Below are 19,552 nucleotides of genomic sequence, written 5' to 3'. Positions count from 1 at the left end.
GGCGGGGCCCTGCCCCGCCCGCCAGGTTGATGGCAGCTCAAACAGCCTTGCAAGGCGGCGGCGCAATCCGCCGCCTTTTTCGTTTCAACGATGTCCGGCACCCGTCCGGTCCTGGAGCTTGTTCATGTCCGAACCCGACACCTCTTGCCCCGGCGGCGCCGCTGACGGCGCCGCGCCTGCCGACGTGCCGCAGGTGATGGCCACGGCGGCGGCGCTGTCGCTGCTGGAGCGCGTGCGCGCGCAGCACGGGCCGCTGATGTTCTACCAGTCGGGGGGCTGCTGCGACGGCAGCGCGCCCATGTGCTATGCGCGCGGCGAGCTGCTGGTGGGCGACGGCGACCGGCTGCTGGGCCACGTGGGCGGCGAGCCCTTCTACATCGCCGATGCGCTGTTCGAGTACTGGACGGGCTCGCAGCTCATCCTGGACGCCGAGCCCGGGCGCGGCGGCATGTTCTCGCTGGAAGGCGGCACGGGCGAGCACTTCATCTCCCGCGCGCGGCTGTACAGCGACGCCGAGTGGCTGTGGCTGCAGGCCCACGGGCGGGTGTGAACGGCCCGCGCCGCGGCGGCTGGCGGGCTGAACCACAGGTGCTGGCAGCAGCTTGCGGGCCGAACCGCCGCATGCCCATGGGTTCGGCCGCGCAAGCGGACCTCCTGCAGGCTTGCGTTGAGCCGGCGTGCCGGTGACCGGCCTCAGTCGTGCGCCGGGGGCTGCGCCGCCTCGTCCATGCGGCACATGAACTCGTACTCCAGCAGCGCCAGCGAAGCGGCCTCGTCGAGCAGGCCGTTGACGCTCAGCCCGCGCTGGCGCGCCACCTCGCGCAGCCGGCGCACGGTGTCGGCCGGCAGCCTCAGCGTCAGCCGCACGGGCTCGTCGCAAGGGGTCGTGCGTCTAGGGGTGCGATTCATGGCGGTCCGAACCCCCAGGAGCGCAGCACCGCCTGGCCGCCCTCGCCGAGCAGGAAGCGCGTGAACGCTTCGGCCGCGGGCGTGGCGCCTTGCAGCACGGCCAGGCCGTAGGTGGCGGCCACCTCCAGCTTCTGCGGCAGGGGCAGCACCTGCAGCGCGCGGCTCTCGCGCACGGCCAGCGCGGCGTTGGTGCAGTAGGTGACGAAGACGTCGGCGCGGCCCTCGTCCAGCAGCCAGGCGTAGACGCTGCGGCCTGGCGGCGGCGTGGGCGACGCGGGCCCACCGGCCAGTTGCAGCGCGCGGTCCTTGAGCCGCTGCGCCGAGCCCGGGCCGGCGGCGCCGCTGGCCTCCACCCGGTCGAAGAAGCGCCAGGCGTAGTCGCCGGCCGGATCGGCGCCCGGCGTGGAAGTGCCCACGCGCAGCGCCGGGTCGAGCAGCCGCTGCGCCACGTCCTGCCCGTTGAGGCTGAAGGACGGCGCGCCCAACAGGCACAGCGCGTTGCGGGCGAAGGGCCGCGCCGCGCCGGAGCGCCCGGCCGCGGCCAGCGCCTGCGGGTGCTCCATGTTGGCCGAGGCGAACACGTCGGCGCGCTCGCCGGCCAGCAGCTTGTCCTTGAGCAGCCCGGAGGGGCCGAAGTTGAAAGCGACGCGGGCACCGGACTGGCGCTCGAACGCTTGGGCCGCCTCGGTCAGCGCCGCGCGCAGGCTGCCGGCCGCATACACCGTGACGCCGGCCGGCGCGGCCTCGGGCGCGGATGCGGCGGACTGCGCCGCCGCGCCGCCCGCCACGACGGTGGACAGGCATGCCAGCAGCGCGGTCCGCGCAACTTCCTGCAGGGGGGTGTGCCCACTTGGAGCACTGGAGGAAATCGACATGGGAGCGTGGAACAGATTTGACGCCATTGTTTCGATTCCGTCCCCGGAACGCGATATGTGCGCCAGAGCATAGCTGCCCGTTTGACGCCATCCCGGATGCAGGCAGTCGCGGCCGCCAAGCCACCCCAGGTACCGGGGGCGATGGGCTGGCCCAGCATGCCGGCCGCCCGTTCACGGCCGTCGGCACGGGCCGATCGGCCGCGCATGGGCAGGCGGGATTGCGACGCCCGCGCCGCCGCATTGCCTGCATGCACTGGATGTGGTGGATGGGGGCAGGTTCCTGAAGGACGCGAGATATTGGCGGGGACCAGCAAATGCAATGCCTAAATAAGCCAAGGCCGAAACGCCGGAAAATGAATTTGCCACGCCCCGTCCCATTCGTTTTCAACGCTGAAGGCTCAATCCCATTTCCTCAGAACGATTACCCCTCAAATCGTAAACAGCACTATATTTTGTCAATCATCCAATATCAACTTGAGGTGTGGGCAAAGCATTGACGACCGGTAAGCTCCCGCTTCCACCGGAGGTCTTAAGATGCAGCCCCTCAAGCATTTCATATTTCTCAGCGGCATGGCACTGGCCACAACCACTCAAGTGCATGCAGCCGAATTGAAATACCGCATAGAAGCCATCGACGTGCTTTCCGGCGGGTATGCCACCTATGCCACCGGGTTCAACGACCATGGCCAAGTGGCTTTGACGGCACAGGGGCAGTTTGAGTTTGGAGAGGGCTCGCGGGCATTCTTGTATCAGCGCGGGCAATCCACGATGATTCCCCTGGCAGCAGGTTTGTCCAGTTATTCCGGGGACATCAACAATCGCGGCGACATGGTGGGCGGCATGAAAATCTCAGGCAGCACACGACCGTTTTATTATCGCAACGGAAAATTCGTGGACATAGGTGCCACGATCGGATCGGACCAGGCCGTCTTGACGGCCCTGAACGACAAGGGAATGGTTGTCGGTTATGCGGAAGACAAGTCGTTCCTGTATCGGAATGGACACGTCGAATACTGGAAAGCGGAATCCATGGCCGCGACCCACGCGTTTGACATCAACAACCGCGGAACTGTCGTGGGCGGCTCGATGTTTGAGCCCGATTCAAACTACTTGTCGTTTTTCACGTACAGGAACGGACAACTCAAATCCCCATCTTTACCCGACTATATTTGGGGACGTGCCGGAGCCATCAACGATTCAGGGCAAATCGTCATCAACAAGCCGCAAATATCCTGGGGCGAGACGGGCGACGTCTATCTTTACAAAGACGGCAAGTACACAGGCATCAACTTTTTCAACGGCGCGGGGCTGGACATCAACGAAAAAGGCTGGGTCGTAGGCGAACGGGGATTCTTCGTACCGGACGAAGGATACGACTGCTGCAATGCCAGCCTTTACCGGGACGGCCGCACTTACATTCTTGAGAACCTGTTGACGGCCAATGCCTCCAAGAACTGGAACCTGTATTCCGCCATCGGCATAGACGAGCGCGGCACCATCGTGGGCAACGGCTATCTTGAAGGCGTCGGCCGGCGCGCTTTTGTCATGACCCCCGTGCCGGAGGCCTCCACCTACGCGACCATGATGGCCGGCCTGGTGGCCGTGGGCTATATGTCGCGCCGCAAGCGGCGCGACAAGTCCGCACAACCGCAATAAGAAAACAATTGGGATGGGCAGCCCTTGCCCACCCCTCAATATTTCATCTCAAACCGCTGCTGCCGAAACCTGAATACCGCCGCCCGCGGGCCAATCGATTCCAGGAACAAATCCGGTGCAATTTGTGCCTTTTCCCGCAGCACTTGTCCGTTGACGATCAGCAGCCGGTTCGCGGGCTCGGCCGAATAAATACCGCCGCCCAGGGTCAAGGGCGGCAAGGCCTGGCGCAATTGCGGCGGCAGCTCGGCCAGGGTCACGGCGGCAGCCGCGGGCGCGGGGGCTGCCGCCGGGGCGGCCGGCACTGCCGGCGCGGCAGCCGGGGCTTGGGCCGGCGGCGTGGCGCGCGCCGTCGCCGCAGGCTGGGCTGGCGCTGAAGCGGCCGCACGCGGCACGGGCGCCGGTGCCGCCGCAACCGGCGCGGGGGAAGGCGCCGGCGCAGGCGCAGGCGGCGCGGCCACGATGGGCGCAGGCGGCACGGCTTGCGTCACGGGCGCCACCGGCGCGGGCGCCGGGCTGACGGGCGCGGGCGCGGGTGCAGGTCCGGGTGCGGGCACAGGGACGGAAGGCGGGCTGACGGGGGCCGGTGCGGCCGCCAACGGCGCCGCCGCCTCGCGCTGCGGCTCCCCCGGCCACAGCCACCACGCCAGCGCGGCACCCACCACCACCGTCCCGCCCGCCAGTGCCCAGGGCAGCATGCGGCGCGGCTCGGAGGCGGGCTCGGCGGCCACCGGCAGCACGGGCGTATTGAGCCCCGGCGTGGCGCCCCGGTTGCGCTCGGCTTCGGCGCGTTGCAGCGCCTTGAGGATGTAGGACATCAGGGAGCCTTGAGCAGCCGCGGCTCGTCAAGGCCCGCGGCGCGGTTGAGCAGCATGAAGGTCGCCGGGCCCGCCACGCCGTCGGCCTTGAGCCCGGCGGCGAACTGGAAGGCTTTCAGATCGGCCAGCAGCGCGCCCTCCAGGCGGCGCGGCGGCGTGGACGGGGCGCGCTGGCCCTGCGCGCGCGCCAGCAGGCCCGCCAGGGCCGCCACGGGCGCTCCGCTGTCCCCAGGGCCCAGCGCGCGTTCGTAGCCCGCGGGCGCGCGCCAGAAGCTGGCCCAATCGCCCTGCCACAGGGGCGCCAGCGCGGCCAGCGGCACGCTCATCTCGCGCCCGTGCGCGCGCAGCGTGGCCGTGCGCGCGTCCAGCGCCACCAGCAGCGCCCAAGTGGGCCGGCCCTGTGCATCGCGCAGTGCCAGCAGGCCCGGCCGGTCGAACTGGCGCAACTGCGTCAGCGACAAGCCCGTGCCGCGCCAGCAGCCGGCGCGCGGCCCGGCGGCGGAACAGGCGTCGGCCTGCTCCACCGGCCATTTCCACAGCGCCGCCAGCTCGCGCCAGGCGGCGTTTTCGGACGGCAATCCGGCCAGCGGCAGCGGCGCGGAGGCGGCGGCCCGGGCCGCCTGGGCCTCGGATGCCGGCGTGCCCGGCCCATCGGCCACGGCCGGCGCCTTCGCGACAGCCGCCGCTGCGGAGGCCGCCGACGCCGCAGCCAGGGCCGCGCCGGAAGCGGACGAGGCGGCCGAGGCCACCACGCCGGACGCGGCAGCGGCGGCATCGGCAGCCGCCCCGCCCGTCCCTTCGCCACGCCCAAACAGCCCGCTCCAGGCCATGGCCCCCACCGCCACCAGGCCCGCCAGCGCCGTGGCAACGGCCAGGCCCTGCCGCCGCGGAGGAGGCAGATTGAAAACCTCGGCGGCCGCCTGGCGCACGGTGGCCGCGTCCACCTGGTGCCGGCCCTGCGCGTAGGCGCCGAGCAGCGCGCGGTCGCACAGCAGGTTGATGCGCCGCGGCACGCCCTGCGTGAGCGCGTGGATGCGGCGCAGCGCGGCGGCGTCGAAGGGCGGCGCCCCGGTGAGGCCGGCCACGGCCAGGCGGTGCTCCACGTACTGGCGCGTCTCGGTTTCGGACAAGGCCTGCAGGTGGTAGCGGGCGATCACGCGCTGCGCGAGCTGCTCCATGCCGGCCAGGGTGCGCTGCAGCTCCGGCTGGCCCACCAGCACGATCTGCAGCAGCTTGCGCTCGCTGGTCTCCAGGTTGGTGAGCAGCCGCAGCTGCTCCAGCAGGTCGGGGCTGAGGTTCTGCGCCTCGTCGATGATCAGCAGGCACTGGCGCCCGGCCGCGTGCTCGCGCAGCAGGAAGGCGTTGAGCGCGTCCACCAGCGGTTTCACCGTGATGGCCGGGATGGCGCCCAAACCGAAGTCCTCGCAGACCGTCTGCAGCAGCTCCACGGCCGTCAGCCGCGGGTTGAAGACGTAGGCCGCCAGGCAGTCCGGCGGCAGTTGCTGCAGGAAGGCGCGGCAGACCGTGGTCTTGCCCGCCCCGATTTCTCCGGTGAGCAATACAAAACCGCCGCCGCCGCGCACGCCGTAGAGCAGGTGCGCCAGGGCTTCGCGGTGGCGCTCGCTCATGAAGAGGCAGCGCGGGTCCGGGGCGATGGAAAAGGGCTCGCTGCGCAGCCCAAAGTGGCCGACGTACATGGGCAGCGATACTAACGACGCGGCGCGGGCCGCTTGCAACACGGAGAAGGCGCGAGGGGACGCGCCGGCAAGGCGTCAGCGCCGGCCGCGCGCGGCGTGCTCGGCAAAGGCAATCTCGGTGGCCAGTTGCAGCCGGCGCTCGGCGCTCAGCGCCTCCAGCTCCGACAGGCTCATGTGGCGGCGGCGGCGCAGCAGCCCGGCCATGAGGCGGCGCAGCTCGCGCTCGGAGAGGTCGGCCTCGTCGGCGCCGTCCTCCAGCGACAGCACGCCGCTGATGCAGGTGATGGCCACGGCGACTTCCTCGTCGCTGTAGTCCTCGTCGTACTCGTCGTCGGCGCCGTTGCCGGCGTTGCTGCTGCCGCCAGCGTTGTTGCCGGCGTTGCCACCATTGCCGGCGCCGGGCCGGTCGCTGCCGCAGTCGTCCTCGTCGCCCCAGGCGTCGGCGTCACGGCTGCGTTCCTTGGGCGCGGGCTCTTCGCGGCGCAGCGTGCGCGAGGGCAGCTCCAGGCGGCGGCCCATTTCCATATCGAGCAGGTGGCGCACTTGGCTGGCGGTCACGCCGGACGCCTCCAGGGCCAGCCCCAGGCGGGCCCAATGTTCGAGCTGCTGAGCCACGGTGCGGCTCATCAACTCGGCTTCGCGCTGCGCAAGCGCGAGGAGCGAGTCTGGGATGCGTATCGTCTGCGACATGCTGAGTGGCCGGTTCTTTGCAAAGGGCGGCAATCTACCACCGTAGGCTTGCACCCAGGATGCAGAAGCACCCTGCCCCGCGCGGGCCGCAAGTCTTGCACGCGCCGGGCGTGGCCTGCGTCACGACTGCGGCGCGCACACCGTCAGCACCCTGTCAGCTCCGTGGCCGCGCCACCGCCGTAGGCAGCCGCCACAGCCACAGCGCCACGCCGGCGCAGCACAGCGCGGGCATCCAGCGCCAGGGCGATGGCAGCCACCACGCGGCCAGCGCGCTGCTGACGGCCATCATCACGCTGGCGATCTGCTTGGCCCGCAGCGGCACGGCCCGCTGCTCGCGCCACTGGCGCACAGGCGGGCCGAAGAGGGGATGCTCCAGCAGCCAGCGCTCGCAGCGCTCGCTGCCGCGCGAGAAGCAAAACGCGGCCAGCAACACGAACGGCACCGTGGGCAGCAGCGGCAGGAAGGCACCCACCACGCCCAGCGCCAGGCTCAGGCCGCCCGCCACCATCCACAACCAGCGCAGCGGGCGCCGCAGCGGCGGCGGTGGAGCCGGTTTCGTGATTTCCGTCGTCATGCGCCGATCGTAACGGGGCCGCGCCCTTGAGCTGGCTCAAGGGCAGCGGCCCGCCACGGGTCACAATCGCGCCCCATGCCGACCCTGATCTGGTCCGATGCGCTGGCTTTGCAGCAGCCGCAAATGGACGTCACGCACCAAGAATTCGTGGACCTGCTCGCCGCGGCCGAAGCCGCGCTGGACGACGCACCGGCCACGTTGCTGCAGCGCTTCCAGGAACTGCTGGACCACACCGTCGAGCACTTTGCCCAGGAAGACCGCTGGATGGCCGCCACCGGCTTCTCCACCGAGAACTGCCACACCTTCCAGCACGCCGCCGTGCTGCAGGTGATGCGCAACGTGGTGGCGCTGGCGCAGGTGGAAGGCGACTTCGGCCCGCTCAAGCAGGCCGTGGCCGAGCTGGCGCAGTGGTTCCCCACCCACGCCTCGACCATGGACGCGGGCCTGGCCTTCCACATGGAGCAAGTCGGCTTCGACCCCGCCACCGGCCTGGCCCGCGAGCCCGTGGCCGAGGGCACCATGACCGGCTGCGGCAGCACCACCTGCAACGACTGACCAACGGCGCGCGGGCCGCGCGAAGGCACTGCTAGAGTGCCGGCCACCATGCCGGAGCTGCGTTTTCCCTCCATAGACGGCCTGCGCGCCTTCGAGGCCGCGGCACGCTTGGGCACGTTCGAAAAGGCCGCCGAGGAGCTGGCCGTGACCGCCAGCGCCGTGGGCAAGCGCATCGCCACGGTGGAGGATTTGCTCGGGACACCGCTCTTCCAGCGCGGGCCGCGCCTGACGCTCACGCCCGCGGGCAAGGAATACCTCTCGCACGTGCGCGCCGCGCTTGGGCTGCTGGCCGCCGCGCCCCAGCACCGCGTGGCACGGCGGCGCGTGCAGCGGCTGCGCGTGAGCGCGCCGCCCACCTTCGCGCGGCAAATCCTGGTCCCTGAGCTGCCGGACTTCACCGCCACCCACCCGCTGGTGGAGCTGGAGGTGGTGCTCTCCATTCCCTTCCTGGACGCCGAGGGCGCCGAGGCCGACGTGCTGGTGCGCCATGGCGACGCGGCCGCCGTGGGCGGCATCGAGCTGATGCGCGACGTGGTGCTGCCCGTGGCCGCGCCGTCGCTGCTGGCGCGGCTGCCGCCGCTGGCCAGCCCCGCCGACCTGGCCCACGCGCCGCTGCTGCGCACGCCGCTGGAGCCCTGGGCGCCGTGGTTCGCCGCGGCCGGCCTGCCCTGGGCCGAGCCGGACGAGGGTCCGCGCCTGCTGGACTTGGGGCTGACGCTGGAGGCCGCGTTGGGCGGCCAGGGCGTGGCGCTGGCGCGGCCGTCCCTGGCGCGCGCCTGGCTGGAAAGCGGCGCGCTGGTGGCGCCCTTTGCCATCACCGCCCTGCCCGCGCACCAGTACCTCGTGCTGGCGCACGCCGGCAGCGGCGCGGCGCCACAGTTCGCGCAGTGGCTGCGCCGGCGCTGCGAGGCCATCTCGCGCCAGGCCACGGCGCTGCTGGCCGTGCGCCGCGCCGCCTGAGCCGCGAGCCTGCACACAACCGCCACGGCGCGGCAGCGGCAGCGGCAGCGGCAGCGGCAGCGGCAGCGGCAGCGGCAGCGGCAGCGGCCCAAACCAAGGAGATCAAGGCGGCGCAGCTTTCCGCCGCCGCCTGAACATTTGTCCGGCCGTGGCGCGCGCGGCGCCGATACGATCCGCCCCCATTGCAGAACACCCCCGGGGACAAGACAGACCATGAGCAGCGTGATCACCAACGTCGAAGACCTTCGCGTGCTGGCCAAGCGCCGCGTGCCGCGCATGTTCTACGACTACGCCGACAGCGGGTCCTGGACCGAAGGCACCTACCGCGCCAACGAGAGCGACTTCCACAAGATCAAGCTGCGCCAGCGCGTGGCGGTGAACATGGAAGGCCGCTCCATACGCGCCAACATGGTGGGCCACGACGTGGCCATGCCCGTGGCCATCGCACCCACGGGCCTCACCGGCATGCAGCACGCCGACGGCGAGATCCTCGCGGCCAAGGCGGCCGAGAAGTTCGGCATCCCCTTCACGCTCTCGACCATGAGCATCTGCTCCATCGAGGACGTGGCGGCGCACACCACCAAGCCGTTCTGGTTCCAGCTCTACGTGATGCGCGACCGCGGCTTCATCGAGCGCCTGATCGACCGCGCCAAGGCCGCCAACTGCTCGGCGCTGATGCTCACGCTGGACCTGCAAATCCTCGGCCAGCGCCACAAGGATCTGAAGAACGGCCTGTCCGCGCCGCCCAAGCCCACCATCGCCAACCTGATCAACCTGGCGACCAAGCCGCGCTGGTGCATGGGCATGCTGGGCACGCCGCGGCGCAGCTTCGGCAACATCGTCGGCCACGCTTCCGGGGTGGGCGACCTGTCGTCCCTGAGCTCCTGGACGGCCGAGCAGTTCGACCCCAACCTGAACTGGGGCGACGTGGAGTGGATCAAGAAGCGCTGGGGCGGCAAGCTGATCCTCAAGGGGATCATGGACGAGGAAGACGCGCGCCTGGCCGCCAACTCCGGCGCCGACGCCCTCATCGTCAGCAACCACGGCGGCCGCCAGTTGGACGGCGCGCCCAGCTCGATCGAAGCCCTGCCCGCCATCGTGGAGGCCGTGGGCAAGCAGATCGAGGTCTGGATGGACGGCGGCGTGCGCAGCGGGCAGGACGTGTTCAAGGCCTGGGCGCTGGGCGCGCGCGGCACGCTCATCGGCCGCGCCTTCCTCTACGGCTTGGGCGCCATGGGCGAGGCGGGCGTGACGCGCTGCCTGGAAATCATCGCCAAGGAGCTGGACCTGACCATGGCCTTCTGCGGCCACCGCAACCTGAGCGGCGTGGACACGCGCGTGCTGCTGCCGGGGACCTTCCCCAAGCCCTGAGGCTGGCTCTCAGCCCACGCCGGGCGGCTGCGGCGCCGCCTGCGACTCCTGGTGCAGCTGCTGCGGGTCCACCTGGTAGCGCAACTGCATGCAGGCACGCACCACGCGCGCCACCTGCCCCTCGTCCACGCTTTGCGAGTAGCGGCACTTGAGCGGCCGCGCCAGCGGGTGCTCGGCCGCCTCGTCGCCGGGGCCGTGCGGGGGAAGCATGGCGCTGAGCACCCGCGCGGCCTGCAGTTGCGCGTGCGTCTTGTGGGTGCTGATGGACAGGATCTGCGCCGCGCCGTCCAGGTAGGCCAGGTTGCCCCACTTCACGCTGGGGATGAGCTGCGGCGCCGCATCCAGCACCGCGCCATGCAGCGCGCGCACGGTGGCCTGCTGGTGCGGCGGCAGCATGTCGAACCAGTTGTCCACCAGCGCGGCGGAGTTGGAGAGTCGTCGCATGGGTTGAGCCTTCAGGAGCCGGCGGTTTCGAAGGTGTTGCACTGGGCGGGCTGGCCCGTCTGCAGGCCGCGCTTGAACCACATCACGCGCTGCGCGCTGCTGCCGTGCGTAAAACTCTCGGGCACCACGGTGCCGCGGCTGCGGCGCTGCAGCGTGTCGTCGCCAATTTGCGACGCGGCGTTGAGCGCCTCCTCGATGTCACCCGCCTCCAGCCAGTTCTTGCCCTTCTGCGAGTGGTGCGCCCACACGCCGGCAAAACAGTCGGCCTGCAATTCCAGCCGCACCGACAGCGCGTTGGCCTGGGCCTGCCCCAGGCGCTGGCGCTGCGCGTCCACGCGCTGCGTGAGGCCCAGCTCGGTCTGCATGTGGTGGCCCACCTCGTGCGCGATCACGTAGGCCTGCGCGAAGTCGCCCGGCGCGCCCAGGCGCTGCGAGAGCACGTCAAAGAAGCTCAGGTCGATGTAGACCTTGCGGTCGGCCGGGCAGTAGAAGGGCCCGGCCGCGGCCTCGCCCTGGCCGCAGGCGGTCTGCGTGCGGCCGCGGAACAGCACCATGCGCGGCGGCTCGTAGCGGCGCTGGGAGCGGCCCATGATGGCACCCCACACGTCCTCGGTATCGGCCAGCACCACGGAGGCAAAGCGCGCGCGCTCGTCCGTCGGGTGCGAGGGCGCCACCTCGCGCTGCGCCTGTGGCGCCGGGCCGCCGCCGTCCATGAGGCCCAGCAGCGCCAGCGGGTTGATGCCGAAGATCCAGCCCGCGATGAGCGCCACCACGACGCCGCCCAGGCTCAGGCCGCGCCCGCCTATGGGCAGGCCGCCAAAACCGCCGCCCGTGCCGCCGCCGGAATCGCTGCGTACATCCTCGACGTTGTCGCTCTCGCGCTGCCCCTGCCACCTCATGCGCGCCCCCTGGCTGAGACTGAAATACCAGGGCGGCGCGGGCCGCCCTGCTTGTGTGCTGCGGGTGCAGCAATCGGCATGCGCGCGGCCGTCATGGGCTCATGCGGCGGCGCGCCGTGGACATCCAGCGGCGTGAACATGGTCCTCGCAAGGTCAATGGGGGAAGGAAAGGCGCGCCGCGCGGCGCGCCGGGGAAGTCAGCCCAGGGGCCGGTCAGGTCTTGGGCAGCGTCACGCCGCGCTGGCCCTGGTACTTGCCGCCGCGGTCGCGGTAGCTGGTCTCGCAGACCTCGTCGCTTTCGAAGAACAGCACCTGCGCGCAGCCCTCGCCCGCGTAAATCTTGGCCGGCAGCGGCGTGGTGTTGGAAAACTCCAGCGTCACGTAGCCCTCCCATTCCGGCTCGAAGGGCGTGACGTTGACGATGATCCCGCAACGCGCATACGTGCTCTTGCCCAGGCAGATGGTCAGCACGTTGCGCGGGATGCGGAAGTACTCCATGGTCCGCGCCAGCGCGAAGCTGTTGGGCGGGATGATGCAGACGTCGCCCTCGAAGTCCACGAAGCTCTTCTCGTCGAAGTTCTTCGGGTCCACCACCGTGGAGTGCACGTTGGTGAAGATCTTGAATTCGCGCGCGCAACGGATGTCGTAGCCGTAGCTGCTCGTGCCATAGCTCACGATCTTGTGGCCGTCGGCGGACTGGCGCACTTGGCCGGGCTCAAACGGCTCGATCATGCCGTGCTCCTGCGCCATGCGCCGAATCCACTTGTCGCTCTTGATGCTCATGTCTTTTTTTCCGGTGAACGGTCTGGCCGAGATTTTGACAGCGCCGCGTCAGCCGTCCGCCGCATCCGGTGGCTTGGACCCTGTAGGAACCCGCCGACAAGCTGACGGGCCTCAATCCGGTGCGCCGCGGGACCCGGCCTTGCCTTACGAAAGCCATCAACGGTTTTCGGGTTTGCACATGCCAACGATGAGCCATGCCTACAAGGCCCCGCCCCTGGCCCTCATGGGGCTGGAGCCCATGCGCGCGATGCTGGAGTACGTCAGCGCCGGTTTCATGGACCGCAGCCGGCTGCCCACGGGCGACGGCCACCCGGTGGTGCTGTTCCCGGGCCTGGGCGCCGACGCGCTGGCCATGGAGCCGCTGCGCCGCTGCTGCAGCGACCTGGGCTACGAGGCCTGCGACTGGGGCCGCGGCTGCAACACCGGCCCGCGCGGCGACATGGAAGGCTGGCTGGACCTGCTCACCGAGGGCGTGGCCGCCACGGTGGCGCAACGGGGCCGGCGCGTCAGCCTCATCGGCTGGAGCTTGGGCGGCATCTACGCACGCGAGATCGCGCGGCGCCGCCCCGAGCTCGTCCGCCAGGTGATCACGCTGGGCACGCCCTTCGCGGGCCGCTGCGAGCACACCAACGTCGGCGTGCTGCTGCAGATGCTCAGTGGCCGCATGCCGGCCCTGGACGCCGCGCTGCTGGCCCGCCTGGCCCTGACGCCGCCCGTGCCCACGACGTCCATTTACAGCCGCAGCGACGGCGTGGTGGCCTGGCAGGCCTGCTGCGAGGCCCCCGGGCCGAACGCGGAAAACGTGGAGGTGCAGGCCAGCCACGTGGGCCTGGTGTGGCATCCGCAGGTCTGGGCCGTGGTGGCCGACCGGCTGGCGCAACCCGAGGACGGCTGGCAGCCCTACGCGCAGGCGCAGCAGCCAAGCTGACCCGGCCGGCCGCTCAACCAGGCCTCCAGCCGGCCAGCCGGCCCTTCAGCCTTCCCCTGACCCGCCGCTAGCCGGGCTTTTTCAGCCCGCCTCGCAGGCCAGCACGCGGCGCAGCTTGCCGCTGCGGCTGCGCACCATGGGCAGCGTGGTTTCGTCCAGCAGCTTGATGGGCGCCAGGCCCTGGGCCTCGCCGAACTGCTGGAGCGCCTGGCGGCAGCGGCGCAGCGCGTCGGCGGCCTCGTGCGTGGGCTGGCCCAGGCGCAGCGCCAGGGTGCGGCCGTCGCACTGGCGAAGCTGGAAGTCGTAGACGCGGGCGTGCTCCTCCATCACCGTGGACAGCGCCAGCGGCAGCAGCAGCACGGTGCCGCCGGTGCGGGCGTCCATGCGCAGCAGGTCGTCGCCGCGGCCGTCGATGTGGATCACGGGCAGCGCGCTGCCGCAGGCGCAGGGGTGCGGGCTGAAGGTGATCTGGTCTTCCAGCTCGTAGCGGATGAGCGGCTGCACCTTGTTGGCCAGGTTGGTCAGCAGCACGCGGGTGGATTGCTGGCCCGGCGGCACGGGCCGGTAGTCGTCGTCCACGGGCTCCAGGATCACCCAGTCGCTGTTGAGGTGCATGGCGCCGTGCTCGCACTCCCAGCCCATGGCCAGGAACTCCGAGGCGCCGTAGCTGTTGCGCATGCGGCAGTCGAACACCTGCTGCACGTGGCGGCGCAGCGCGGGCTCCAGGGTCTCGCCGCCGGTCCAGATCTCGCGCGGGGCGATGCGCAGCGCGCCGGTCTGCGCCTGCTCGGCCAGCAGCGCCGCGGCGGTGGGATAGGTGGCGATGATGCTGGGCCGCCATTCGTTGAGCGCGCGCACCAGCGTGTCCACCGGCTGCAGGATGGAGAAGACCTGCAGGTTGGGCGTCATCCAGGGGTGGCGCTGGCGCAGCCGCTGCACGCTCACGCAGGAGGCGAAGTGGCCGTCCGTGGCGCCGACGAAGGCGATGCGCTCGCCCAAGCCCAGCGGCATGGGCCAGGTCCAGGAGGGCGAGGCGTTGCCGTAGCGCAGCGACTCCAGCGAGTCGTACACGGCCATGGCGGAGGCGTCCTGCAAAAAGATGCCGGGCTCGCCGCTGGTGCCCGAGCTTTCCCAGATGGTGTAGCGGCCCATGAAGGGCTGGGCCATGCGGCCGGCGTCGTGGACGAAGGCGTCCACGTCGGCGCGGCGCACCTGGCGGTCGCAGACCCAGTCGTTGAAATGGCGCATCAGCTCGCGGCGGCGCTGGACGGGCAGCGCCGTGAGCGGCAGCCGCGCCGCGTCGGCGGGCAACTGGCTGGCGTACCAGGGGGAATGCGCTTGGGCCGAACGCAGCAGCTCGGCCAGGTGCTGGCGCTGGCGCTGCGCCAGCATGGCGGCATCGGCGCGCGAGCCGCTGACCACGTCCCAGGCGGTGGCGCCGGCGCGCAGCAGGTCGAACATCGGCGCGCCGCCACCCATTGCGGAATCAGCCACCGGCGGCCTCCAGGTCGTCTTGCAAGTCGTCTCCTTCAACAGCTTCGGGTTCGGCGTGGCGGACGATGGTCACGGGCAGCGTGCCGTCGTGCAGCACGGTGCGCGAGACCGAGCCCAGCGTGGCGGCGAAGCCGCCCACGCCGCGCGCGCTCATCACGATGGCCTCGCACTGCTGCTCCTCGGCCAGGTCCAGCAGCGTGTGCGCCGCGTCGCCATGGCCCACCACCACCTCGTACTCCACGCCCGCGTTCTGCAGCAGCGCTTGCGCCGGCTCCAGCGCGTGGGCGGCGGCGCCCTCGGCCATGCGGCGCAGGGCCTCGGCGTCGTGCACCGTCATCATTTCGTAGAGGGTCGTGGGCTCCTGCACGTTGGCCAGCACGAAGCTGGCACGCAGACCTTCACGCGCCAGGCGCAGCGCGTGCTGCACGGCGTCCAATGCCAGGGCCGAGCCGTCCACGGGCAGCAGGATTTTCATCGACCGTCTCCTTTCCTTCGTTGTCGGCGGGCCGGCCGCGCCTTGGCACGCACGGCCCCCAGGTCACTTTAGACCCGAAGCGCCAAGCCCTCAAAGCCGGGGGCGTTGATCTGGCTCAAGCGCCACGGCAGTGGCGACCGGGCACGCTGGCCAAGGGAACCTTCACGCCCGCCGACCCAACATAAAAACCCATGAGTATCCGCAACCTGGACTTTCTGTTCGAGCCGGCCTCGGTGGCCGTGATCGGTGCGTCCGACCGGCCGCGCAGCGTCGGCGCCACGGTGTGGCGCAACCTGCGCGCCGGCCACTTCGAGGGGCCGGTGTACGCCGTGAACCTGCGCCGGCGCGAGCTCGACGGCCAGCGCGCGGTGGCGCACGTGGCCGAGCTGCCGCAGCCGCCGGACCTGGCCGTCATCTGCACGCCGCCGGCCACCGTGCCCAAGCTGATCAGCGAGCTCGGCCGCGCGGGCACGCGCGCCGCGGTGGTGATGACGGCCGGGCTCAGCGCGGCGCAGCGTCAGGACATGCTGGACGCCGCGCGGCCCTACCTCATGCGCATCCTGGGGCCCAACTGCATTGGGCTGCTGACGCCGCGGCTGGGCCTGAACGCCAGCTTCGCGCACGTGGACGCGCTGCCCGGCGAGCTGGCGCTGGTGTCGCAGTCCGGCGCGCTGATGACGGCCATGCTGGACTGGTCGCGGGCCAACGGCATCGGCTTCTCGCACTTCGTCTCGCTGGGCGAAGGCGCGGACGTGGACTTCGGCGACATGCTGGACTTCCTGGCCAGCGACCCCCACACGCGCGCCATCCTGCTCTACATCGAATCGGTGAGCGCGCCGCGCAAGTTCATGTCCGCCGCGCGCGCGGCGGCGCGCAACAAGCCGGTGATCGTGGTGAAAGCCGGGCGCTCCAGCGCGGGGCAGGCGGCCGCGGCCTCGCACACGGGGGCGCTCGCGGGCTCGGACCTGGTGTTCGACGCGGCCATCGCCCGCGCCGGCATGCTGCGGGTGAGCACGCTGCAGGAGCTGTTCATCGCCGCGGAGACGCTCTCGCGCTTTCGCGGGCGGCGCGGCGAGGAGCTCGTCATCGTCACCAACGGCGGCGGCGCCGGTGTGATGGCGGCCGACGCCGCGGCCGACGCGGGCGTCAAGCTCTGCACCCTGGCCGGCCAGACGATGGCGCGGCTCGATGAGCACCTGCCCGCCAACTGGTCGCACGGCAACCCGGTGGACCTGATCGGCGACGCGCCCGTGGAGCGCTACGTGGCCACGCTGGAGGCGCTGGCCGCGGACCCGGCGCAGCCGGCGGTGCTGTTCATACACGCCCCCACGGCCATCGTCCCCAGCGCCGAGATCGCGCACGCGCTGGTGCCGCTGCTCAAGCGCATGCCGCCGCGGCTGCTGAGCTGCTGGATGGGCCAGGCGGGCGTGGCCGAGGCGCGCCAGGCCTTCCACGACGCGGGACTGCCCAGCTTCGACACGCCGGAGCAGGCCGTGCGCGCCTTCGCGCTGGGCGTGGACTACGCGCGCAACCAGGCGCAGCTCATGGAGGCGCCCACCACGCTGTGCCCGCTGCCGGCCGTGGACACGGCGCGTGCCCGCGCCCTGGTGCGCCAGGCGCTGGCCGCCGGGCGCGAGATGCTGACGGAGCCCGAAGCCAAGGCGGTGCTGACGGCCTGCGGCATTCCGGTGGCGGCCACGACCAGCACGGCGCCGGACCCGGAGGCGGCGGCCGAAGCGGCGCAGCGCATCGGCTTCCCGGTGGTCTTGAAAATCCTGTCGCTGCAGATCTCGCACAAGTCCGACGTGGGCGGCGTGGTGCTCAACCTGGACACGGCCGAGGAGGTGCGCGAGGCCGCCGCCGCCATGCTGCAGCGCGTGCGCACGCGGCGGCCGGACGCGACCCTCCTGGGCTTTTCGGTGCAGCAGATGGTCAAGCTCTCGCACGGGCGCGAGCTGATCGTGGGCACCACGATAGACCCGATGTTCGGCCCGGTGGTGCTGTTCGGCCACGGCGGCACGGCGGTGGAGGTGCTGGCCGACCGCGCCGTGGGCCTGCCGCCGCTCAACGAGCCGCTGGCGCGCTCGCTGGTTGGGCGCACGCGGGTGTCAAAACTCCTGGGCGCCTGGCGCGACACCTCGGCCGTGGACCATCAGGCGCTCTACGGCGTGCTGGTGACGGTGTCGCAACTGCTGGCGGACGTGCCGGAGATCGCGGAGCTGGACATCAACCCGCTCATCGCCAGCCCGGCGGGCGTGGTGGCGCTGGATGCGCGCATCCGCGCCAGCGCCGCCTGCCCGGCCGGCGAGGCGAATTTCGCGATCCGCCCCTACCCGTCGCAACTGGTGGAGACGGTGGCCTGGCAAGGCAAGGAGATCACGCTGCGGCCGATCCGGCCGGAGGACGAGGTGCAGCACCTGGCCTTTCTCTCGCGCGTGTCCGCGGAGGACATCCGCATGCGCGTGTTCTACAGCCGCCGCAGCATCGAGCGCTCGGAGCTGGCGCGGCTCACGCAGATCGACTACGCGCGCGAGATGGCCTTCATCGCCGCCGAGCCCAACCCCGAGGGCGGCGAGCACACCCTGGGCGTGGCCCGCGCCGTGGCCGACCCGGACAACGACGAGGCCGAATTCGGCGTGCTGGTGCGCTCGGACCTCAAGCACACCGGGCTGGGGTTGCTGCTGATGGAAAAGCTCATCGCCTACCTGCGCAGCCAGGGCACGCGCCGCGTGGTGGCGGTGGTGCTGGAGGAAAACGACGCCATGCGCGGCCTGGGCAAGCGCCTGGGTTTTAAAGAAGGCCCGCCGGACAGGGCGGACGGGACGCGGCGGATCTGGATGGATCTATGAGGCGCGGGGCGGCCGCTCACTCCTCCGCTGAGAGGCCTTCCTGCTGTCCGGCCGCTTCGGTTTCGATGGCCTCGTCCCCGTACTCCGTGCGGAAGGCGCCGGCCTCGTAGCCCTGCTCCAGCAGCCAGCGCACCATCACGGCCTCGTAGCCGTGGGTGACGATGACGCGCTGCGCCCCCGTGGCGGCGATGCAGCGCTGCAGGCCCGGCCAGTCTGCGTGGTCGGAGAGGACGAAGCCGCGGTCCACGCCGCGGCGCCGGCGCGCGCCGCGCAGCGCCATCCAGCCGCTGGCAAAGGCGTCGCTCGCCTCGCCGAAGCGCCGCAGCCAGGGCGAGCCGGCCACCGAGGGCGGCGCCACGACCAGCGCCCGTCTCAAAGCCTCCTTGGGCAGCGCCGTGACGTGGTGCGTGGGCGGCAGCGCCACGCCGGCGGCGCGGTAGGCGGCATTGAGCGGCTCCACCGCGCCGTGGACGACGATGGGGCCGATGGATGCATCCACCCCGGCCAGCAGCCGCTGCGCCTTGCCGAAGGCATAGCCCATGAGCACGCTGGCGCGCCCCGCCGCGGCGTTCTCCGCCCACCAGGCGTTGATGCCGGCAAACAGCGCCGCCTGCGGCTGCCAGCGGTAGATGGGCAGGCCGAAGGTGGACTCGGTGATGAAGCAGTGGCAGCGCACGGGCTCGAACGGCGTGCAGGTGGGGTTGGCCTCGTCCACGTGGCCGCTGGCCCAGTAGTCGCCCGACACCACCCAGACCTGCCCCTGGTGCTCCAGGCGGATTTGCGCCGAGCCCAGCACGTGCCCGGCCGGGTGCAGGCTGATGCGCACGCCGTGGTGCTCCACCACCTGCCCCCAGGGCAGCGCCTGCAGGTCTATGTCGGCGCCCATGCGCGCGCGCAGCACGCCTTCGCCCTCGGCGCTGGCCAGGTAGTGGCCGTGGCCGCGGCGGGCGTGGTCGGCATGGGCATGGGTGATGACGGCCCGCTCCACGGGCTGCCAGGGGTCGATGTAGAAGTCGCCGGGCGGGCAGTACAGGCCTTGCGGGCGCTCGACCACCAGGTCCTTGGGCGTGTCTTGTGCCATCGGCGAGACAGCGGAAGCGCCAACGTGTTCCATCGGTCCATTGTGAGCGTGCCCGCATGGGACAATGAGTTGCGTTTCGTTGCACTGCACCATGACCCCGTCTTCCTCCTGGCTCGCCGACGAGCCTATGAGCCCGCAGCAAATCCTGTTCAGCTTCCAGGGCCGCATTCCGCGGCGCACCTGGTGGCTGTACGGCGTGCTTGGGCTGCTGGGCGCAGGGCTGCTGGGCCACACGCTGCTGCGCGTGGCAGGCGTGAGCGAGGAGAAGGCGGACGACCTCATCAACCTGCTGCTGACTTGGCCGGCGCTGGCCGTCTCGGTCAAGCGCTGGCACGACCGCGACAAGTCCGGCTGGTGGGTGCTGGTCAACGCCGTGCCCGTGATCGGCATGGTCTGGACGCTGATCGAGAACGGCATGCTGCGCGGCACGTCCGGCAACAACCGTTTCGGCGAAGACCTCAGCGAGCGGCTCTGACGCGCCGCGGCCCGGCCCGCGG

The 19,552-nt window shown here is 71.1% G+C and carries 20 protein-coding genes; 8 read left to right on the top strand and 12 right to left on the bottom strand.

Annotated elements, in window-relative coordinates; all coding sequences use genetic code 11:
- Window positions 1-124 precede the first annotated feature (124 nt).
- Window positions 125-550, top strand: a complete 426-nt coding sequence (locus tag ALA01S_RS20550) for a DUF779 domain-containing protein (RefSeq protein WP_066340327.1) — start codon at window positions 125-127, stop codon at window positions 548-550.
- 143 nt (window positions 551-693) lie between these two features.
- Here ALA01S_RS20550 and ALA01S_RS33265 read toward each other — a convergent pair whose 3' ends face one another.
- Window positions 694-909 (bottom strand): ribbon-helix-helix protein, CopG family, encoded by a 216-nt coding sequence (locus tag ALA01S_RS33265; protein ID WP_157119146.1) that lies wholly within the window; start codon window positions 907-909, stop codon window positions 694-696.
- Window positions 906-1,784: a molybdate ABC transporter substrate-binding protein gene (locus tag ALA01S_RS20545; RefSeq protein WP_066340324.1), complete on the bottom strand. Its 879-nt coding sequence runs from the start codon at window positions 1,782-1,784 to the stop codon at window positions 906-908. Before ALA01S_RS20545 ends, ALA01S_RS33265 begins: the two co-directional genes overlap by 4 nt.
- Window positions 1,785-2,318: 534 nt before the next feature.
- Between ALA01S_RS20545 and ALA01S_RS20540 the strand changes: the two genes are divergently transcribed.
- Window positions 2,319-3,440, top strand: a complete 1,122-nt coding sequence (locus tag ALA01S_RS20540; RefSeq protein WP_066340322.1) for a PEP-CTERM sorting domain-containing protein — start codon at window positions 2,319-2,321, stop codon at window positions 3,438-3,440.
- Between the two features lie 35 nt (window positions 3,441-3,475).
- On the opposite strand, the gene ALA01S_RS20535 is transcribed toward ALA01S_RS20540, so the two are convergent.
- The 4 genes from ALA01S_RS20535 to ALA01S_RS20520 form a co-directional block, all read right to left on the bottom strand.
- The gene (locus tag ALA01S_RS20535) at window positions 3,476-4,255 is read right to left on the bottom strand and encodes a general secretion pathway protein GspB (RefSeq protein WP_066340319.1); all 780 of its coding nucleotides are present in this window, start codon (window positions 4,253-4,255) and stop codon (window positions 3,476-3,478) included.
- Window positions 4,255-5,952 (bottom strand): AAA family ATPase, encoded by a 1,698-nt coding sequence (locus ALA01S_RS20530; protein WP_066340316.1) that lies wholly within the window; start codon window positions 5,950-5,952, stop codon window positions 4,255-4,257. The genes ALA01S_RS20535 and ALA01S_RS20530 overlap by 1 nt, the downstream gene beginning before the upstream one ends.
- Window positions 5,953-6,027: 75 nt before the next feature.
- Window positions 6,028-6,642: a TA system antitoxin ParD family protein gene (locus tag ALA01S_RS20525; RefSeq protein ID WP_066340313.1), complete on the bottom strand. Its 615-nt coding sequence runs from the start codon at window positions 6,640-6,642 to the stop codon at window positions 6,028-6,030.
- A 154-nt stretch (window positions 6,643-6,796) separates the two neighbouring features.
- Window positions 6,797-7,216 (bottom strand): YbaN family protein, encoded by a 420-nt coding sequence (locus ALA01S_RS20520; RefSeq protein ID WP_084267771.1) that lies wholly within the window; start codon window positions 7,214-7,216, stop codon window positions 6,797-6,799.
- Window positions 7,217-7,291: 75 nt separating this feature from the next.
- On the opposite strand from ALA01S_RS20520, the gene ALA01S_RS20515 reads away from it, so the two are divergent.
- The 3 genes from ALA01S_RS20515 (at window position 7,292) to ALA01S_RS20505 (ending at window position 10,102) form a co-directional block, all read left to right on the top strand.
- Window positions 7,292-7,771: a hemerythrin domain-containing protein gene (locus ALA01S_RS20515; protein ID WP_066340311.1), complete on the top strand. Its 480-nt coding sequence runs from the start codon at window positions 7,292-7,294 to the stop codon at window positions 7,769-7,771.
- A gap of 48 nt (window positions 7,772-7,819) precedes the next feature.
- On the top strand, window positions 7,820-8,731 hold the full coding sequence (locus ALA01S_RS20510) for a LysR substrate-binding domain-containing protein (RefSeq protein WP_066340343.1): 912 nt from the start codon (window positions 7,820-7,822) through the stop codon (window positions 8,729-8,731).
- Between the two features lie 213 nt (window positions 8,732-8,944).
- Window positions 8,945-10,102: an alpha-hydroxy acid oxidase gene (locus ALA01S_RS20505; RefSeq protein ID WP_066340309.1), complete on the top strand. Its 1,158-nt coding sequence runs from the start codon at window positions 8,945-8,947 to the stop codon at window positions 10,100-10,102.
- A gap of 9 nt (window positions 10,103-10,111) precedes the next feature.
- Here the strand turns inward: ALA01S_RS20505 and ALA01S_RS20500 are convergent, their stop codons facing one another.
- The 3 genes from ALA01S_RS20500 to dcd form a co-directional block, all read right to left on the bottom strand.
- Entirely contained in the window at window positions 10,112-10,546 is a 435-nt protein-coding gene (locus ALA01S_RS20500) for a DUF1801 domain-containing protein (protein WP_066340306.1), read from the bottom strand.
- An 11-nt stretch (window positions 10,547-10,557) separates the two neighbouring features.
- A complete protein-coding gene (ypfJ, locus tag ALA01S_RS20495) occupies window positions 10,558-11,445 on the bottom strand; it encodes a KPN_02809 family neutral zinc metallopeptidase (protein ID WP_066340305.1) in 888 nt (295 codons plus the stop codon).
- 213 nt (window positions 11,446-11,658) lie between these two features.
- Window positions 11,659-12,228 carry a dCTP deaminase gene (gene dcd / locus ALA01S_RS20490; RefSeq protein ID WP_066340302.1) on the bottom strand — a complete coding sequence of 190 codons (570 nt, stop codon included), beginning with the start codon at window positions 12,226-12,228 and terminating at the stop codon, window positions 11,659-11,661.
- Between the two features lie 187 nt (window positions 12,229-12,415).
- On the opposite strand from dcd, the gene ALA01S_RS20485 reads away from it, so the two are divergent.
- A complete protein-coding gene (locus tag ALA01S_RS20485; protein ID WP_084267770.1) occupies window positions 12,416-13,156 on the top strand; it encodes an esterase/lipase family protein in 741 nt (246 codons plus the stop codon).
- An 81-nt stretch (window positions 13,157-13,237) separates the two neighbouring features.
- Here ALA01S_RS20485 and ALA01S_RS20480 read toward each other — a convergent pair whose 3' ends face one another.
- Both ALA01S_RS20480 and ALA01S_RS20475 read right to left on the bottom strand, forming a co-directional pair.
- Entirely contained in the window at window positions 13,238-14,650 is a 1,413-nt protein-coding gene (locus tag ALA01S_RS20480) for an AMP-binding protein (RefSeq protein ID WP_238455876.1), read from the bottom strand.
- The gene (locus ALA01S_RS20475; protein ID WP_066340296.1) at window positions 14,643-15,125 is read right to left on the bottom strand and encodes a universal stress protein; all 483 of its coding nucleotides are present in this window, start codon (window positions 15,123-15,125) and stop codon (window positions 14,643-14,645) included. The genes ALA01S_RS20480 and ALA01S_RS20475 overlap by 8 nt, the downstream gene beginning before the upstream one ends.
- A gap of 191 nt (window positions 15,126-15,316) precedes the next feature.
- On the opposite strand from ALA01S_RS20475, the gene ALA01S_RS20470 reads away from it, so the two are divergent.
- Window positions 15,317-17,974, top strand: a complete 2,658-nt coding sequence (locus ALA01S_RS20470) for a bifunctional acetate--CoA ligase family protein/GNAT family N-acetyltransferase (protein WP_066340293.1) — start codon at window positions 15,317-15,319, stop codon at window positions 17,972-17,974.
- 16 nt (window positions 17,975-17,990) lie between these two features.
- Here the strand turns inward: ALA01S_RS20470 and ALA01S_RS20465 are convergent, their stop codons facing one another.
- Window positions 17,991-19,055: a ligase-associated DNA damage response exonuclease gene (locus ALA01S_RS20465; protein WP_066340290.1), complete on the bottom strand. Its 1,065-nt coding sequence runs from the start codon at window positions 19,053-19,055 to the stop codon at window positions 17,991-17,993.
- 91 nt (window positions 19,056-19,146) lie between these two features.
- On the opposite strand from ALA01S_RS20465, the gene ALA01S_RS20460 reads away from it, so the two are divergent.
- Window positions 19,147-19,530 (top strand): DUF805 domain-containing protein, encoded by a 384-nt coding sequence (locus tag ALA01S_RS20460; protein WP_066340288.1) that lies wholly within the window; start codon window positions 19,147-19,149, stop codon window positions 19,528-19,530.
- Window positions 19,531-19,552: the final 22 nt, after the last annotated feature.

Source organism: Azohydromonas lata NBRC 102462, assembly GCF_001571085.1.
In the GTDB taxonomy this organism is placed as follows: domain Bacteria; phylum Pseudomonadota; class Gammaproteobacteria; order Burkholderiales; family Burkholderiaceae_C; genus Azohydromonas; species Azohydromonas lata.
Note: the sequence above shows the minus strand (reverse complement) of the source record. Positions and strands in the feature narration are given on the sequence as shown.